The sequence below is a fragment of the Thiomonas arsenitoxydans genome (genome assembly GCF_000253115.1).
GTDB classification, from domain to species: Bacteria; Pseudomonadota; Gammaproteobacteria; order Burkholderiales; family Burkholderiaceae_C; genus Thiomonas; species Thiomonas arsenitoxydans.
This window is the reverse complement of the sequence record NC_014145.1, coordinates 3,624,593-3,637,914: the sequence shown is the minus strand read 5'-3', so window position 1 is coordinate 3,637,914 and position 13,322 is coordinate 3,624,593. Positions and strand designations below refer to the sequence as shown.

16 protein-coding genes and 4 tRNA genes are annotated in these 13,322 nt (G+C 61.9%); 18 read left to right on the top strand and 2 right to left on the bottom strand.

Features of this window, described 5'->3' with window-relative positions:
* Positions 1-70: 70 nt before the first annotated feature.
* Both rpe and gph read left to right on the top strand, forming a co-directional pair.
* Positions 71-769 (top strand): ribulose-phosphate 3-epimerase, encoded by a 699-nt coding sequence (gene rpe, locus THI_RS17205; RefSeq protein ID WP_013107520.1) that lies wholly within the window; start codon positions 71-73, stop codon positions 767-769.
* The gene (gene gph / locus THI_RS17200; protein WP_013107519.1) at positions 769-1,470 is read left to right on the top strand and encodes a phosphoglycolate phosphatase; all 702 of its coding nucleotides are present in this window, start codon (positions 769-771) and stop codon (positions 1,468-1,470) included. Before rpe ends, gph begins: the two co-directional genes overlap by 1 nt.
* 72 nt (positions 1,471-1,542) lie before the next feature.
* Here the strand turns inward: gph and THI_RS17195 are convergent, their stop codons facing one another.
* Both THI_RS17195 and THI_RS17190 read right to left on the bottom strand, forming a co-directional pair.
* Positions 1,543-2,118 (bottom strand): chalcone isomerase family protein, encoded by a 576-nt coding sequence (locus THI_RS17195; RefSeq protein WP_013107518.1) that lies wholly within the window; start codon positions 2,116-2,118, stop codon positions 1,543-1,545.
* Between the two features lie 144 nt (positions 2,119-2,262).
* Entirely contained in the window at positions 2,263-2,886 is a 624-nt protein-coding gene (locus THI_RS17190; protein ID WP_013107517.1) for a chalcone isomerase family protein, read from the bottom strand.
* Between the two features lie 122 nt (positions 2,887-3,008).
* On the opposite strand from THI_RS17190, the gene THI_RS17185 reads away from it, so the two are divergent.
* The 16 genes from THI_RS17185 (at position 3,009) to rplL (ending at position 13,199) form a co-directional block, all read left to right on the top strand.
* Positions 3,009-3,473: a PaaI family thioesterase gene (locus tag THI_RS17185; RefSeq protein WP_013107516.1), complete on the top strand. Its 465-nt coding sequence runs from the start codon at positions 3,009-3,011 to the stop codon at positions 3,471-3,473.
* A gap of 302 nt (positions 3,474-3,775) precedes the next feature.
* A complete protein-coding gene (gene trpE, locus THI_RS17180) occupies positions 3,776-5,275 on the top strand; it encodes an anthranilate synthase component I (protein WP_013107515.1) in 1,500 nt (499 codons plus the stop codon).
* Between the two features lie 43 nt (positions 5,276-5,318).
* Positions 5,319-5,909, top strand: coding sequence for an anthranilate synthase component II (locus THI_RS17175; RefSeq protein WP_013107514.1), 591 nt, complete (start codon positions 5,319-5,321; stop codon positions 5,907-5,909).
* A complete protein-coding gene (gene trpD, locus THI_RS17170) occupies positions 5,896-6,942 on the top strand; it encodes an anthranilate phosphoribosyltransferase (protein WP_013107513.1) in 1,047 nt (348 codons plus the stop codon). Before THI_RS17175 ends, trpD begins: the two co-directional genes overlap by 14 nt.
* Positions 6,939-7,727, top strand: a complete 789-nt coding sequence (trpC, locus tag THI_RS17165) for an indole-3-glycerol phosphate synthase TrpC (RefSeq protein ID WP_013107512.1) — start codon at positions 6,939-6,941, stop codon at positions 7,725-7,727. The genes trpD and trpC overlap by 4 nt, the downstream gene beginning before the upstream one ends.
* Positions 7,728-7,791: 64 nt before the next feature.
* Positions 7,792-7,877, top strand: a tRNA-Tyr gene (locus tag THI_RS17160).
* A 122-nt stretch (positions 7,878-7,999) separates the two neighbouring features.
* Positions 8,000-8,073 (top strand) — tRNA-Gly (locus THI_RS17155).
* Between the two features lie 60 nt (positions 8,074-8,133).
* Positions 8,134-8,208 (top strand) — tRNA-Thr (locus THI_RS17150).
* 49 nt (positions 8,209-8,257) lie between these two features.
* Positions 8,258-9,448: an elongation factor Tu gene (gene tuf / locus THI_RS17145; RefSeq protein WP_013107281.1), complete on the top strand. Its 1,191-nt coding sequence runs from the start codon at positions 8,258-8,260 to the stop codon at positions 9,446-9,448.
* Between the two features lie 154 nt (positions 9,449-9,602).
* A tRNA-Trp gene (locus THI_RS17140) sits at positions 9,603-9,678 on the top strand.
* A gap of 38 nt (positions 9,679-9,716) precedes the next feature.
* Positions 9,717-10,100, top strand: a complete 384-nt coding sequence (gene secE, locus THI_RS17135; protein WP_013107511.1) for a preprotein translocase subunit SecE — start codon at positions 9,717-9,719, stop codon at positions 10,098-10,100.
* 28 nt (positions 10,101-10,128) lie between these two features.
* Entirely contained in the window at positions 10,129-10,674 is a 546-nt protein-coding gene (nusG, locus tag THI_RS17130) for a transcription termination/antitermination protein NusG (RefSeq protein WP_141130661.1), read from the top strand.
* 150 nt (positions 10,675-10,824) lie between these two features.
* Entirely contained in the window at positions 10,825-11,256 is a 432-nt protein-coding gene (rplK, locus tag THI_RS17125) for a 50S ribosomal protein L11 (RefSeq protein ID WP_013107509.1), read from the top strand.
* Positions 11,257-11,967, top strand: a complete 711-nt coding sequence (rplA, locus tag THI_RS17120) for a 50S ribosomal protein L1 (RefSeq protein WP_013107508.1) — start codon at positions 11,257-11,259, stop codon at positions 11,965-11,967. It begins immediately after the preceding gene.
* 302 nt (positions 11,968-12,269) lie between these two features.
* The gene (rplJ, locus tag THI_RS17115; protein WP_013107507.1) at positions 12,270-12,767 is read left to right on the top strand and encodes a 50S ribosomal protein L10; all 498 of its coding nucleotides are present in this window, start codon (positions 12,270-12,272) and stop codon (positions 12,765-12,767) included.
* 54 nt (positions 12,768-12,821) lie between these two features.
* Entirely contained in the window at positions 12,822-13,199 is a 378-nt protein-coding gene (gene rplL / locus THI_RS17110; RefSeq protein WP_013107506.1) for a 50S ribosomal protein L7/L12, read from the top strand.
* Positions 13,200-13,322 lie beyond the last annotated feature (123 nt).

Here is a 13,322-nt window from a genome sequence, read left to right as displayed (position 1 = left end):
TTGCGCCGCGTCAGGTAGTTGGGTTCAAATCCCTACAGAATCAGTTGGGCATCCCTCTAAAATGAACGCCATGAAAACCTACCGCATCGCTCCCAGCATTCTCTCGGCCGACTTTGCCCGCCTGGGCGAGGAGGTGCGCAACGTCATCGACGCCGGCGCTGATTTCATTCATTTCGACGTGATGGACAACCATTACGTGCCCAACCTCACCATCGGCCCGCTGGTGGCCGAGGCCATCAAGCCCTACTGCAAGAAGGCCGACGGCACCCCCATCACGCTGGATGTGCATCTGATGGTCGAGCCGGTCGATGCCATCGCCCAGTCCTTCGTCAAGGCGGGCGCCGACATCGTCAGCTTCCACCCCGAAGCCAGCAAGCACGTCGATCGCACCCTGCAGATGATTCGCGACGGCGGCGCCAAGGCCGGGCTGGTGTTCAACCCCGCCACGCCGCTTTCCGTGCTCGACTACGTCATGGACAAGGTCGATTTGGTGCTGCTGATGAGCGTCAACCCCGGCTTTGGCGGACAGAGTTTCATTGAAAGCAGCCTGCCCAAGGCCAAACAGGTACGTGCCAAGCTCGACGCCTACAAGGCACAGACGGGCCGCGACATCCTGCTGGAAATCGACGGCGGCATCAAGCCCGACAACATCGCCGCGGCCGCCGCGGCCGGGGTGGACACTTTCGTGGCCGGTAGCGCCATTTTCGGCAAGCCCGACTACAAGGCCGTGATCGACGCCATGCGCGCCAACCTCGCGGCGGTGGCCTGATGGACGCCCGCACCGCTGCAACGCCAGCCCTGACCTTGGTCGGCCACGCCGTGCAGGCCGCCATCATCGATCTCGACGGCACCATGATCGACACCCTGGGCGACTTTCATGCGGCGCTTTCGCGGTTGATGGACGAACTCGGTCTGCCCGCGGTCAGCCGTGAGCAGGTGGAGCATCGCATCGGCAAAGGTTCCGAATATCTGGTGCTGCAGACCCTGCGCATTCACCTCCGCGACGATCAGGCCCAAGACCTGTACCCGCGCGCCATCGAAACCTATCAGCGTATTTACGGCACCATCAACGGCCAGTATTCCAACCCGTTTCCCGGCGTGCCCGAAGGGCTAGCGTCCTTGAAGGCTGCGGGCTTGCGGCTGGCCTGCATCACCAACAAGCCCACACGCTACGCGCGCGAACTGCTCGACCTCAAAGGGCTGCTGCAGCACTTTGAAGTGGTCAACGGCGGCGACGCCTTCCCGCGCAAGAAGCCCGACCCCATGCCCTTGGTCGAAACCTGCAAGCAGATCGGCCTGCCCACCGCGGTGGTGCTGATGATCGGCGATTCGCAGAACGATGCCCTGGCCGCCCGTGCCGCCGGTTGCCCGGTGGCTCTGGTCACCTACGGCTACAACCACGGCGAGCCCGTGCGTGCGGTGGACGCAGATGGCTTTGCCGACCGCATCGGCGATCTGCTGCCCGCCTGAATAATTCAGCACGCAGCAATAAAAAAGCCGCTCCGGACAGGAGCGGCTTTTTTGTGGGCAGAGCCCACACGATCAGCCGTTGATGTTCTGCTTTTGAATCGAGGTGTTGGACAGCACGCCAGCGGGCAGCATGCGCAGCATGGCCTGATACAGCTCGGCGTTGCCGGTGCCCGGAATGATGTGCGAGCCCGGACCCATCAGCACGATGCCGTTGGAGGGTTCGAACAGCAGTTCAACCGTTTGACCCTTGGCGATCTGCTTCACGCTGGCCAGTTGTTTACTGAAGGCGTCCATCGCCGGCTTGAACGAGGCGTACTGCGCGGCGGACACGCCCTTTTTCACCCCAGCATCCAGCGCTTTGGCCAAAGCGTCGGCCGACATATTGGAAATGGCGGTGAGGCGAATCGATTTGGCCCCGGGCATGGTCATGATGTTGCTGACCGACGTGGTGTTTTGCGGCAGGTAAACCGCCGCGGCCATCTTGCCGCCCATATCGACCACGCCAGCGCCGTTGATCAGCAGGGGCACGCCGTTGGCCGGGGCGGTTTGCATCACAGGAACGCCGCCCACTTTGACGGCGGCATTGGCGCTTACGGCGCCGAACGTCGCGGCCAGCGCGATGGCGGTTGCGGTCAGAACTGTTTTCATGGACGATCCTCGGGTGGTTTGTGGGTATATCAGCCAAATCTTATTTTATGAACCCACCCCTTGCATGTTCGGGTTTTCACCGAAACGGCGTGTTTGAGTGGTCACCAAACATGACGGCGCGCAAGCCTTGCCCGGTGAAGCCGGTCAGTTGCTGTCCGCTTCGTTGCCCAGTAGCGCACGTTTGAGCCGGTCTTCAGCGGGATTTTTGCCCAGCCAGATTTTGAGCATGGAGTTGAAAAACTGCGGCTCGGTGAACACCCCGCCCGAGGGCACGCCATCGATGGCGATGGTGCTGCCCTTGCCGGGAATCTCGCGGATAGTCACCGTTTCACCGGTTTTGATCTGGCTTTTTTGGGCAAACAGTCCGCCCAGTTGCACCAGGCTGGGAATGAAGGCGCTGAACTCCTCCGGGCTGAGGTTGTTTTTGATGCCTTCGTTGAGTTTGTCGCCGAGCTCCTTGCCGCTCACATCACGCAGCAGGGTGAGTTTCAACTCCTTGGGCCCGGCCATGTTGTAAATCGCCTGCGGTTGCGTGCTTTTCTGCGGCAAATACAGCGCGGCGGTGTAAACCTTGAAAAAGAACACGTACCGGGTACCGGCGCCGTTGAGCGTCAGCGTCTTGCCGCCGACATCCACTTGCGGCGGAATATCCACGCCGTGCAGGGTGAGCGCCTGCGCGCTCGGCATGAAGGATGCGGCGGCCAGGGCGGCGATTAGCGAGGCGGTTGCGCCGAAGGTGCGCAGCGGCTTGTGAGCGGTGTGATCCATGAAGTCTCCTGTTGTCTGTTATCGAACGGTCGTTCATTTTTCGTAAAACGCCGTGCTTTGACAAGTGAATTTGGATCGGGCGCCGTTTAAGATACTGCAACAACACCCATGAAGGAGACGTCATGCCCAAGGTTTTTCAGGACAGCTACCCCGACGCGCTGGCGCACTGCTATGGCTGCGGCCGCCTCAATGCCGAGGGGCATCAGATCAAGACCGTCTGGGATGGTGATGAAACGGTCACGCGCTTTACGCCCCAGCCCTATCACATCGCAGTGCCTGGCTTTGTGTATGGCGGCTTGATCGCCTCGCTGATCGATTGCCACAGCACCGGCACGGCGGCAGCGGCGATGTACCGTGCCGAAGGGCGGGAGATGGACACGCCACCGGCGTTCCGTTTTGTCACCGGATCGCTGCATGTCGATTTTCTCAAGCCGACGCCCTTGGGTACAGAGCTTGAAATTCGCGGTCGTGTCAAAGAAATCAAGGGCCGCAAGGTCATTGTGGAGTCCACGGTGTTTGCGGGCGGCGTGGCCACCGTGCGCGGGGAGGTCGTCGCGGTACAGATGCCGGAAAACTTCGGCGCTTGAGACCGCGTTTGAGCCCGTTACGCGGAAAATGGCCCTGCGAGTTTGCTACATTCGCTCACTCGGATAGATCTGCGCGATTCATTCACTTTCCATGTTCATCCATCGGCGACACGCATCGGGTTCTGGAGACCGGGGGGCCTGGCCCTGGCGGTTCTGGCTGATCGTGCCCGCTGCTGCGGCCTGACTCATCTCCGATCTGCGCCCCATTCGCGCGTCAATGCTCGGGGCCGTGTCGGCAACAGGCTGCACTCCCGCGATATCCGCTGCCCGCCCCTGCGGGGCAGCCGACCCTTGAGACGAACATGACTGAACTCGAATTCAAAGAACTGGCCCGCCAGGGCTACAACCGCATTGCGCTCGTGTCGGAAGCGCTGGCGGATCTGGAAACTCCCCTGTCGCTCTACCTCAAGCTGGGGGTGGGTGCAGGAGCCGGGAAAAACACTTTTTTGCTGGAATCCGTCGTCGGCGGCGAGCGCTTCGGCCGCTACTCCTTCATCGGCCTGGCCGCGCGCATGCAGGTGCGGGTGAAGAACGGCCTCACCGAGGTGTTGCGCGACGGCGCGGTGGTGGAAACCTCCGAAGCGCCGCCGCTGGATTTCATCGAGGCGTTCCACGCCCGCTTCAAGGTGGCGCTGCCTGCGGGCATGCCGCGTTTTTGCGGCGGGTTGGCGGGGTATTTCGGCTATGACGCGGTGCGCTATATCGAGCCGCGCCTGATGGCGTCTGCGGCCAGGCATCCCAAGCCCGATCCACTGGGTATGCCCGACATCCTGCTGATGTTGTGCGAAGAACTTGCCGTGATCGACAACCTGTCGGGGCGGCTCTACCTCATCGTCTATGCCGACCCCGGCCAGCCCGAGGCCTATAGCCAGGCGCGCTCGCGCTTGCGCGGTCTGCGCGAGCAACTGCGCTATTCCGTTTCGGCGCCGCCCATGCAGCGCAGCAGCGTGACGCCGATCGAGCGCGAGTTCGACAAGGCCGACTATCTGAAAGCGGTCGAGAAGGCGAAGGACTACATCGCCGCCGGCGACTTCATGCAGGTGCAGGTGGGGCAGCGCCTGCGCAAGCGCTTCAGCGATTCGCCGCTGTCGCTCTACCGTGCGCTGCGCTCGCTCAACCCTTCGCCGTACATGATTTATTTCAACTTCGGCGACTTTCAGATTGCGGCCTCATCGCCCGAGATTCTGGTGCGCGAAGAGGCTGTGCCCGAAGGACGCAAGGTCACCATCCGCCCGCTGGCGGGCACGCGGCCGCGCGGCGCCACCGCCGAGGCCGATGTGCGCAACGAGGCCGAACTGCTGGCCGACCCGAAGGAGCGCGCCGAGCATCTGATGCTCATCGACCTGGCGCGCAACGATCTGGGCCGGATCGCGCAGACCGGCAGCGTGAAGGTGACCGAGGCGTTCGCCATCGAGCGCTATTCGCATGTGATGCACATCGTCAGCAACGTCGAGGGGCTGCTGCAACCGCAGCGCACGCCGATGGACGTGCTGCGCGCCACCTTCCCGGCGGGCACGCTGTCGGGCGCGCCCAAGATTCGCGCCATGGAAGTGATCGACGAACTCGAACCCACCCGCCGCGGGCTGTACGGCGGGGCCATCGGCTACTGGAGTTTTGCCGGTGACATGGATCTGGCCATCGCCATTCGCACCGGCATCGTCAAGGACAACTGGTTGTACGTGCAGGCGGCCGCTGGCGTGGTGGCTGATTCTGTGCCCGAGATGGAGTGGCGCGAAACCGAGGCCAAGGCCCGCGCCGTGTTGCGCGCGGCCGAGCAAGTGCAGGAAGGGCTGGACGGCTAAAGCGCCGTCCGCCCCCTCTCTTCCCAGACCCACGGAGCCCATCATGCTGCTGATGATCGACAACTACGACAGCTTTACCTACAACCTGGTGCAATATTTCGGCGAACTCGGCCAGGACGTGCACACCGTGCGCAACGATGAGCTCGATCTCGAAGCCATCGCGGCGCTCAATCCCGAGCGCATCGTCATTTCTCCCGGGCCGTGCTCGCCCGCCGAGGCGGGTATCTCCGTGCCGGTGCTGCAATATTTCGCCGGGCGACTGCCCATTCTGGGCGTCTGCCTGGGGCATCAGGCCATCGGCGCCGCGTTTGGCGGCCAGATCGTGCGGGCGCGACAAATCATGCACGGCAAGACCAGCCCCATCACCCATGACGGCCGAGGCGTGTTCGCCGATCTGCCCAGTCCGTACACCGTGGTGCGCTATCACTCGCTGGCCATCGAGCGCGACAGCCTGCCGACCTGCCTGGAAATTACCGCGCAGACCGAAGATGGCGAAATCATGGGGGTGCGTCACCGCCATTTCGCCATCGAAGGCGTGCAGTTTCACCCGGAATCCATCGAGACCGAGCACGGCCACCGGCTGCTGCAGAATTTTCTGGCGTTGAACGAGAGCCACTTCCATGACCATCAGTAATCACGATGCGCTGGTGCGCGTCATCGAGCACCGCGAAATCTTCCACGATGAAATGATCGGGCTGATGCGCCGCATCATGACCGGCGAGATGTCCCCGGTCATGATGGCCGCGCTCATCACCGGCCTGCGGGTGAAAAAGGAAACCATCGGCGAAATCACCGCCGCCGCGATGGTGATGCGCGAATTCGCCACGCCGGTCGAAGTGGCCGATAAAAAGCGCCTGGTCGACATCGTCGGCACGGGGGGCGATTCCGCGCGCACCTTCAATATCTCCACCGCCAGCATGTTTGTCGCCGCCGCCGCCGGGGCGCAGGTGGCCAAGCATGGCGGGCGCAGCGTGAGTTCTTCCTCCGGCTCGGCCGACGCGCTCGACGCGCTGGGTGCCAACATCCAGCTCACGCCAGAGCAAGTGGCGCAAAGTCTGGCCGAATGCGGCATCGGCTTCATGTTCGCGCCCAACCACCATCCGGCCATGAAGCACGCGGCGCCGGTGCGCAAGGAGTTGGGGGTGCGCACTCTGTTCAATATTCTCGGCCCGCTGACCAACCCCGCGGGTGCGCCTAACCAGTTGCTGGGGGTGTTCCACCCCGATCTGGTCGGTATTCTGGTGCGTGTTTTGCAAAGGCTGGGCAGCGAGCACGCCCTGGTGGTGCACGGGCTGGATGGTCTGGACGAGGTGTCGCTGTCGGGCGAGACGCTGATTGGCGAACTCAAGAACGGCCAGATCAGCGAATACGCCATTCACCCCGGCGATCTCGGGCTGAAGTCCGCGCCGTTGGAGGCGCTGCGGGTGGAAGGCCCGGCTCAGTCCATCGAGCTGATGCACGAGGCGCTCAACGATGTGGCGGGCGCGCCCAGAGACATCGTGGCACTCAATGCAGGGGTCGCGCTGTACGCCGCGAACGTCGCGCCCGCATTGATCGACGGCGTGCAGATGGCGCGCGAAGCCATTTCCAGTGGCGCAGCGCGCGACAAAATGCAGGAGTTCGTGCGCGTCACCCGCGCCATGCAGAATCTGGCGGCCAGCGTATGAGCGACATCCTTCAGCGCATCCTCGCCACCAAAGCGCAAGAAGTGGCGGCAGCGCGCGAGCAGGTGCCTTTATCGGCGCTGCGCGAGCAGGCTGCGGCGCGTGACGCGCCGCGGGGGTTTGCCGCCGCGGTGCAGGCCAAAGTCGCCACGGGTGGGCCCGCCGTCATTGCGGAAGTGAAAAAGGCCAGTCCGTCGCGCGGGGTTCTGCGGGCCGACTTCGATCCGGCCGCGATTGCTCGCAGCTACGCGGCCGGGGGCGCCACCTGCTTGTCCGTGCTCACCGATGTGCAGTACTTCCAGGGGGCGGCGTCTTATCTGCAGCAGGCGCGGGCGGCTTGCGCGCTGCCCGTATTGCGCAAGGATTTCATGGTCGACGCCTACCAGATCGCCGAGGCTGCAGCGATGGGGGCTGACTGCGTGCTGTTGATCGCCGCCGCTCTGCCGCAGGCGCAATTGATCGAACTGGAAGCCGAGGCGATGAGCTACGGCCTTGATGTGCTGGTCGAGGTACACAACGCGGCTGAACTGGAGGCGGCGCTGGCGCTGCGCACGCCTCTGCTTGGCATCAACAACCGCGACTTGCGCAGCTTTGAAACCCGGCTGGAGACCACCCTCGATCTGCTGCCGCAGATTCCTGAGGGCCGCGTCGTTGTGACCGAAAGCGGCATTCTGACCGCCGATCACGTCGCACGCATGCGGGCCGCCGGCGTTCAGGCCTTCCTCGTCGGCGAAGCCTTCATGCGCGCGGACGACCCCGGCACGGCCCTGCGCGCGCTCTTCGATTGACCCGGCTAAAAGGCCTTCTATTTGACATTGCCGCAAAAATCGCTAAGAATCTGCGGTTCGCCTCGGAGAGGTGGCCGAGTGGTTAATGGCAGCAGACTGTAAATCTGCCCTCTTACGAGTACGCTGGTTCGAATCCAGCCCTCTCCACCAGGCGCAAGAATGATGTGCTTTGCTGCTTTTGGTTTTTGCTGCGGGCTTCGTCGTGTTGGCGACGATCAGTCGCTCCGAGTTGATCGCTGCGGGCCTCGCCAGGGTGTCCAGGGCTAGGCAAGGCGGGAGTAGTTCAATGGTAGAACCTTAGCCTTCCAAGCTAATGGCGCGGGTTCGATTCCCGTCTCCCGCTCCAGCTCCTGCGGTATTTAGTGTTGTTATGTAACGGTTTTTTCTTGAGCGTGCAAGCGTTCAGGCCCATGTGGCTCAGTGGCAGAGCACTCCCTTGGTAAGGGAGAGGTCGCGGGTCCGATTCCCGCCATGGGCACCAGTTGAATTTATCGATTTGTCCATCTTTGTAGGCTTGAGGAGTTTGAATCATGGCGAAGGAAAAGTTTGAGCGGACCAAGCCGCACGTCAACGTGGGCACGATTGGTCACGTGGACCACGGCAAGACCACGCTGACGGCGGCCATCACCACCGTGCTGGCGGCCAAGTTTGGCGGATCGGCCAAGGCCTACGACCAGATCGACGCAGCGCCCGAAGAGAAGGCTCGCGGCATCACCATCAACACCGCGCACGTGGAATACGAGACGGCCAACCGCCACTACGCCCACGTCGACTGCCCCGGTCACGCCGACTACGTCAAGAACATGATCACCGGTGCCGCCCAGATGGACGGCGCCATCCTCGTCGTCTCCGCCGCTGATGGCCCCATGCCCCAGACCCGCGAGCACATCCTGCTCGCCCGCCAGGTCGGCGTGCCCTACATCGTCGTGTTCCTCAACAAATGCGACATGGTCGACGACGCCGAACTGCTCGAACTCGTCGAGATGGAAGTGCGCGAGCTGCTGTCCAAGTACGACTTCCCCGGCGACGACACCCCCATCATCAAAGGCTCCGCCAAACTCGCCCTCGAAGGCGACAAAGGCGAACTCGGCGAGAAAGCCATCTTCAACCTCGCCGACGCCCTCGACAGCTACATCCCCACGCCCGAGCGCGCTGTGGACGGCGCCTTCCTCATGCCCGTCGAAGACGTGTTCTCCATCTCCGGGCGCGGCACCGTCGTGACCGGCCGGATCGAGCGCGGCATCATCAAAGTCGGTGAAGAAATCGAAATCGTCGGCATTCGCGCCACGCAGAAAACCACCTGCACCGGCGTCGAAATGTTCCGCAAACTCCTCGACCAAGGCCAAGCCGGTGACAACGTCGGCATTCTGCTGCGCGGCACCAAGCGCGAAGACGTCGAGCGCGGCCAAGTGCTGTGCAAACCCGGCAGCGTCAAGCCCCACACCCACTTCACCGCCGAGATCTACGTGCTCAGCAAAGACGAAGGCGGCCGTCACACCCCCTTCTTCAACAACTACCGTCCCCAGTTCTACTTCCGCACCACCGACGTCACCGGTGCGGTGGAACTGCCCAAGGACAAGGAAATGGTCATGCCCGGCGACAACGTCAGCATCACCGTCAAGCTCATCGCCCCGATCGCGATGGAAGAAGGTCTGCGCTTCGCCATCCGGGAAGGCGGTCGTACCGTCGGCGCCGGGGTCGTGGCCAAGATCATCGAGTAAATCGTTCAACCTGGATTCGGTGTGGCTTCTGGAGAAATCTGGCGTGCGCTCCGAACTAGGGTTTTGTGAGGGCGCTCTGCGGGGCCAGCCCGAATCTGTTTGAATTGCGGCCGTTGCCTGTTTCGCAGACAACGGCCTTGGTGCTAGAAGGTACAGGGGCATAGCTCAATTGGCAGAGCGTCGGTCTCCAAAACCGAAGGTTGGGGGTTCGATTCCCTCTGCCCCTGCCACTCCGAACCGTTTCGGGGTTGAACGCGCGTAAATCCATATGGCGAATCCGTCTGTCGAAACCGTCTCCACTGGGGCGGACAAAGCTAAGTTGGGGGCGGCAGCGGTCTTGCTGCTCGCCGCGCTGGGCTTGTTTTATGGTCTGGCCGGGCAGCCCATGTGGGTGCGCGTCGTCACGTTCCTGGTACTGCTGGCGGGCGCGGTTGTGGTGTTTTTCCTCTCCGAGCCGGGGCGTGCGCTCATTGCCTACGGGCAGGATGCGGTGCGCGAAACCAAGAAGGTGGTTTGGCCGACGCGCAAAGAGGCCATGCAGATGACGGGCATCGTATTTGCGTTTGTTATTTTGATGGCCCTTTTTCTCTGGCTGACCGACAAATCGCTGGAATATGTGCTCTACGACCTGATCCTTGGTTGGAAGCGCTAGGAGCATGAGTATGGCTGAAGCACAAACGATGGCGGCGCAAGCTGGCAAGCAATGGTATGTCGTCCACGCCTATTCCGGCATGGAGAAGGCCGTGCAGCGCAACCTCGCCGAGCGCATTGAGCGCGCGGGGATGCAAACCAAATTCGGGCGCATTCTGGTGCCGACGGAAGAAGTCGTCGAAATCAAGAATGGCCATAAAAGTATTACCGAACGTCGCTTTTTCCCGGGCTATGTGCTTGTGGAAATGGAAATGGACGACGCGACCTGGCATTTGGTCAAGCACACCAGCAAGGTGACCGGTTTCGTGGGCGGCGCCAAAAATCGCCCCGTGCCGATCAGCGAGGCGGATGTCAACAAGATCATGAGCCAGATGCAGGAGGGTGCGGACAAGCCGCGTCCCAAGGTGCAGTTCGAGGTGGGCGAAATGGTCCGCATCAAGGAAGGCCCGTTCACCGACTTCAACGGCAATGTGGAAGAGGTGAACTACGAAAAGTCGCGGCTTCGCGTCTCGGTCACCATCTTTGGTCGTGCCACGCCGGTTGAATTGGAGTTTCAGCAGATTGAGCGGCTTTGACCGCTTGTTGATCTGCATGGTTGTTTGCGAGCAACTGCAAATCGTTTGATTGCTGCCGCCCATCCCGCCCGGGTTGCAGTGTGAGTCGTAAAGGGCGGGTTTCGGGGAGCCTTGTGAAAACAAAGGCGCTCGTACCCATTCGGAGTCACTATGGCAAAGAAAATTGTCGGCTTCATCAAGCTGCAAGTGCCAGCTGGTAAAGCCAATCCCTCGCCGCCAATCGGCCCGGCGCTCGGTCAACGCGGCCTCAACATCATGGAGTTCTGCAAGGCGTTCAACGCGCAGACTCAAGGTGTGGAGCCGGGCCTCGCGCTGCCGGTGGTCATCACCGCCTTCGCGGACAAATCGTTCACCTTCATCATCAAGACCCCGCCTGCCGGAGTGTTGATCAAGAAGGCCATCAAGCTCGACAAAGGCTCGGCCAAACCGCATACCGACAAGGTCGGCAAGATCACCCGGGCTCAGCTCGAAGAGATCGCCAACACCAAGATGAAAGACCTGACGGCCGCCGATCTCGACGCGGCTGTTCGCACTATCGCGGGCACGGCCCGTTCGATGGGCGTTACTGTGGAGGGCGTGTAAATGGCCAAGATGCCCAAACGTTATGCGGCCTTGCGAGCCAAGGTCGATTCCAACAAGCTGTACGCGCTGGATGATGCGCTGGTGTTGGTCAAGGAGTGCGCGGTCGCCAAGTTCGACGAATCCATCGACGTGGCGGTGAGCCTCGGCGTGGATACCCGCAAGTCTGACCAGGTCGTGCGGGGTTCGGTCGTGCTGCCCGCGGGCACCGGCAAGATCAAGCGCGTAGCCGTGTTCGCCCAAGGCGCCAAGGCTGAAGAGGCCAAGGCCGCTGGTGCGGACATCGTTGGTTTTGAGGACTTGGCGGAGCAGGTCAAGGCCGGCAACCTCAATTTCGACATCGTCATCGCCTCACCCGACGCCATGCGCGTAGTCGGTGCGCTGGGTCAGATTCTCGGCCCGCGCGGCATGATGCCCAACCCCAAGGTGGGTACTGTGACGCCGGACGTCGCGGGTGCGGTGAAAAACGCCAAAGCCGGTCAGGTGCAGTTCCGTGCCGACAAGGCCGGCATCGTGCATGGCACGATCGGCCGCGCCTCGTTTGGCCCCGATGCGCTCCGCCGCAATCTGGCCGCGCTGATCGAAGCGCTACAAAAAGCGCGTCCGCAAGCGGCCAAGGGCATCTACCTGAAAAAGGTGGCGGTTTCGTCCACCATGGGCATTGGCGTGCGCGTCGATACCGCCACGGTGAACGCCGCGGTCGCCGGGCAGTAAATGTTTGAAGCAGTCCCGGCCGGTTGAAATGATCGGTCGGGCCTGAGCAGGAATGAGTAGTAGCAATTGGTGGGCCGATGCGGTGATTTTCATGCCGCCTCGGGCGATCCAAGACCGCAGGCGCGAGACGGCAGTCTCGCTTAATTCGACGTCATGCCTGCGACGTCGGGTCTGCGCAGATGGCGAACCCGCTGGACGAGAGAATGGGCAAGGTGCGAACGTTGCCTGTAGTCACTCCAGAGGACGCTTGTTTAGGCGCTTTGAGCCGCTAGGGTTCAAGGCAATTTCTTCAGGAGTCAATCTTGAGTCTTAACCGCTCTGAAAAGCAAGCTTCAGTCGAGGAAATCTCGGCGCTGGCAGCCAAGGCGCAATCCCTGGTTCTGGCCGAGTATCGCGGCATTGCAGTCGAGCAGATGACCAAGCTGCGCAAGCAGGCTCGCGAAAACGGGGTGCATCTCCAGGTGTTCAAGAACACCCTGGCCAAGCGCGCCGTTTCGGGAACCTCATGCGAAGTTATCGCCGGTGAAATGGCAGGCCCGCTGATCTACGGATTTTCCGAAGATGCAGTAGCCGCCGCCCGGGTCATCAACGACTTTGCCAAAACCAATGACAAGCTGGTCATTCGCTCGGGTGTGGTCAACGGCAAGGCGCTCGACGCCGCCGGGGTCAAGACCCTTGCCAGCATTCCGTCGCGCGAAGTGCTGCTGGCGCGTCTGCTGGGTGTCATGCAGGCTCCCGTGTCCGGCTTTGCTGTGGCGCTGGGCCAGTTGGCGAAAAAACGCGAAACCGAAGCAGCCTGATCAGGCTGAAGCTTTCAACATTCTCTTTTCAAACATTTATCTCGGAGTCAACAAATGGCAATGAATCAACAGGAAATCCTCGACGCAGTCGGCGGCATGACCGTCATGGAACTCAACGACCTGGTCAAGGCGTTCGAAGAAAAATTCGGCGTGTCCGCTGCCGCGATGGCCGTGGCCGCTCCTGGCGCGGGTGGCGGTGCTGCCGCTGCCGTGGAAGAGCAGACCGAATTCAACGTGATCCTGACGGAAGTCGGCGCGAACAAGGTCAGCGTCATTAAGGCCGTGCGCGAACTGACGGGCCTGGGCCTGAAGGAAGCCAAGGATCTGGTGGACGGCGCGCCCAAGGCTGTCAAGGAAGCCGTGGCCAAGGCCGATGCCGAAGCTGCGAAGAAGAAGCTGGAAGAAGCCGGCGCCAAGGCTGAAATCAAGTAAGTCTATGGTTTTGCGTGGGCCCGGAAGGTCAATTGGCCTTCCGGGCTTTCGCGCCTTCTGCCGGTTCAGGCCGGTAGCTTGGTTACCACATGGCCTGGGGTGAGCCCGGGTTATGCGATAACT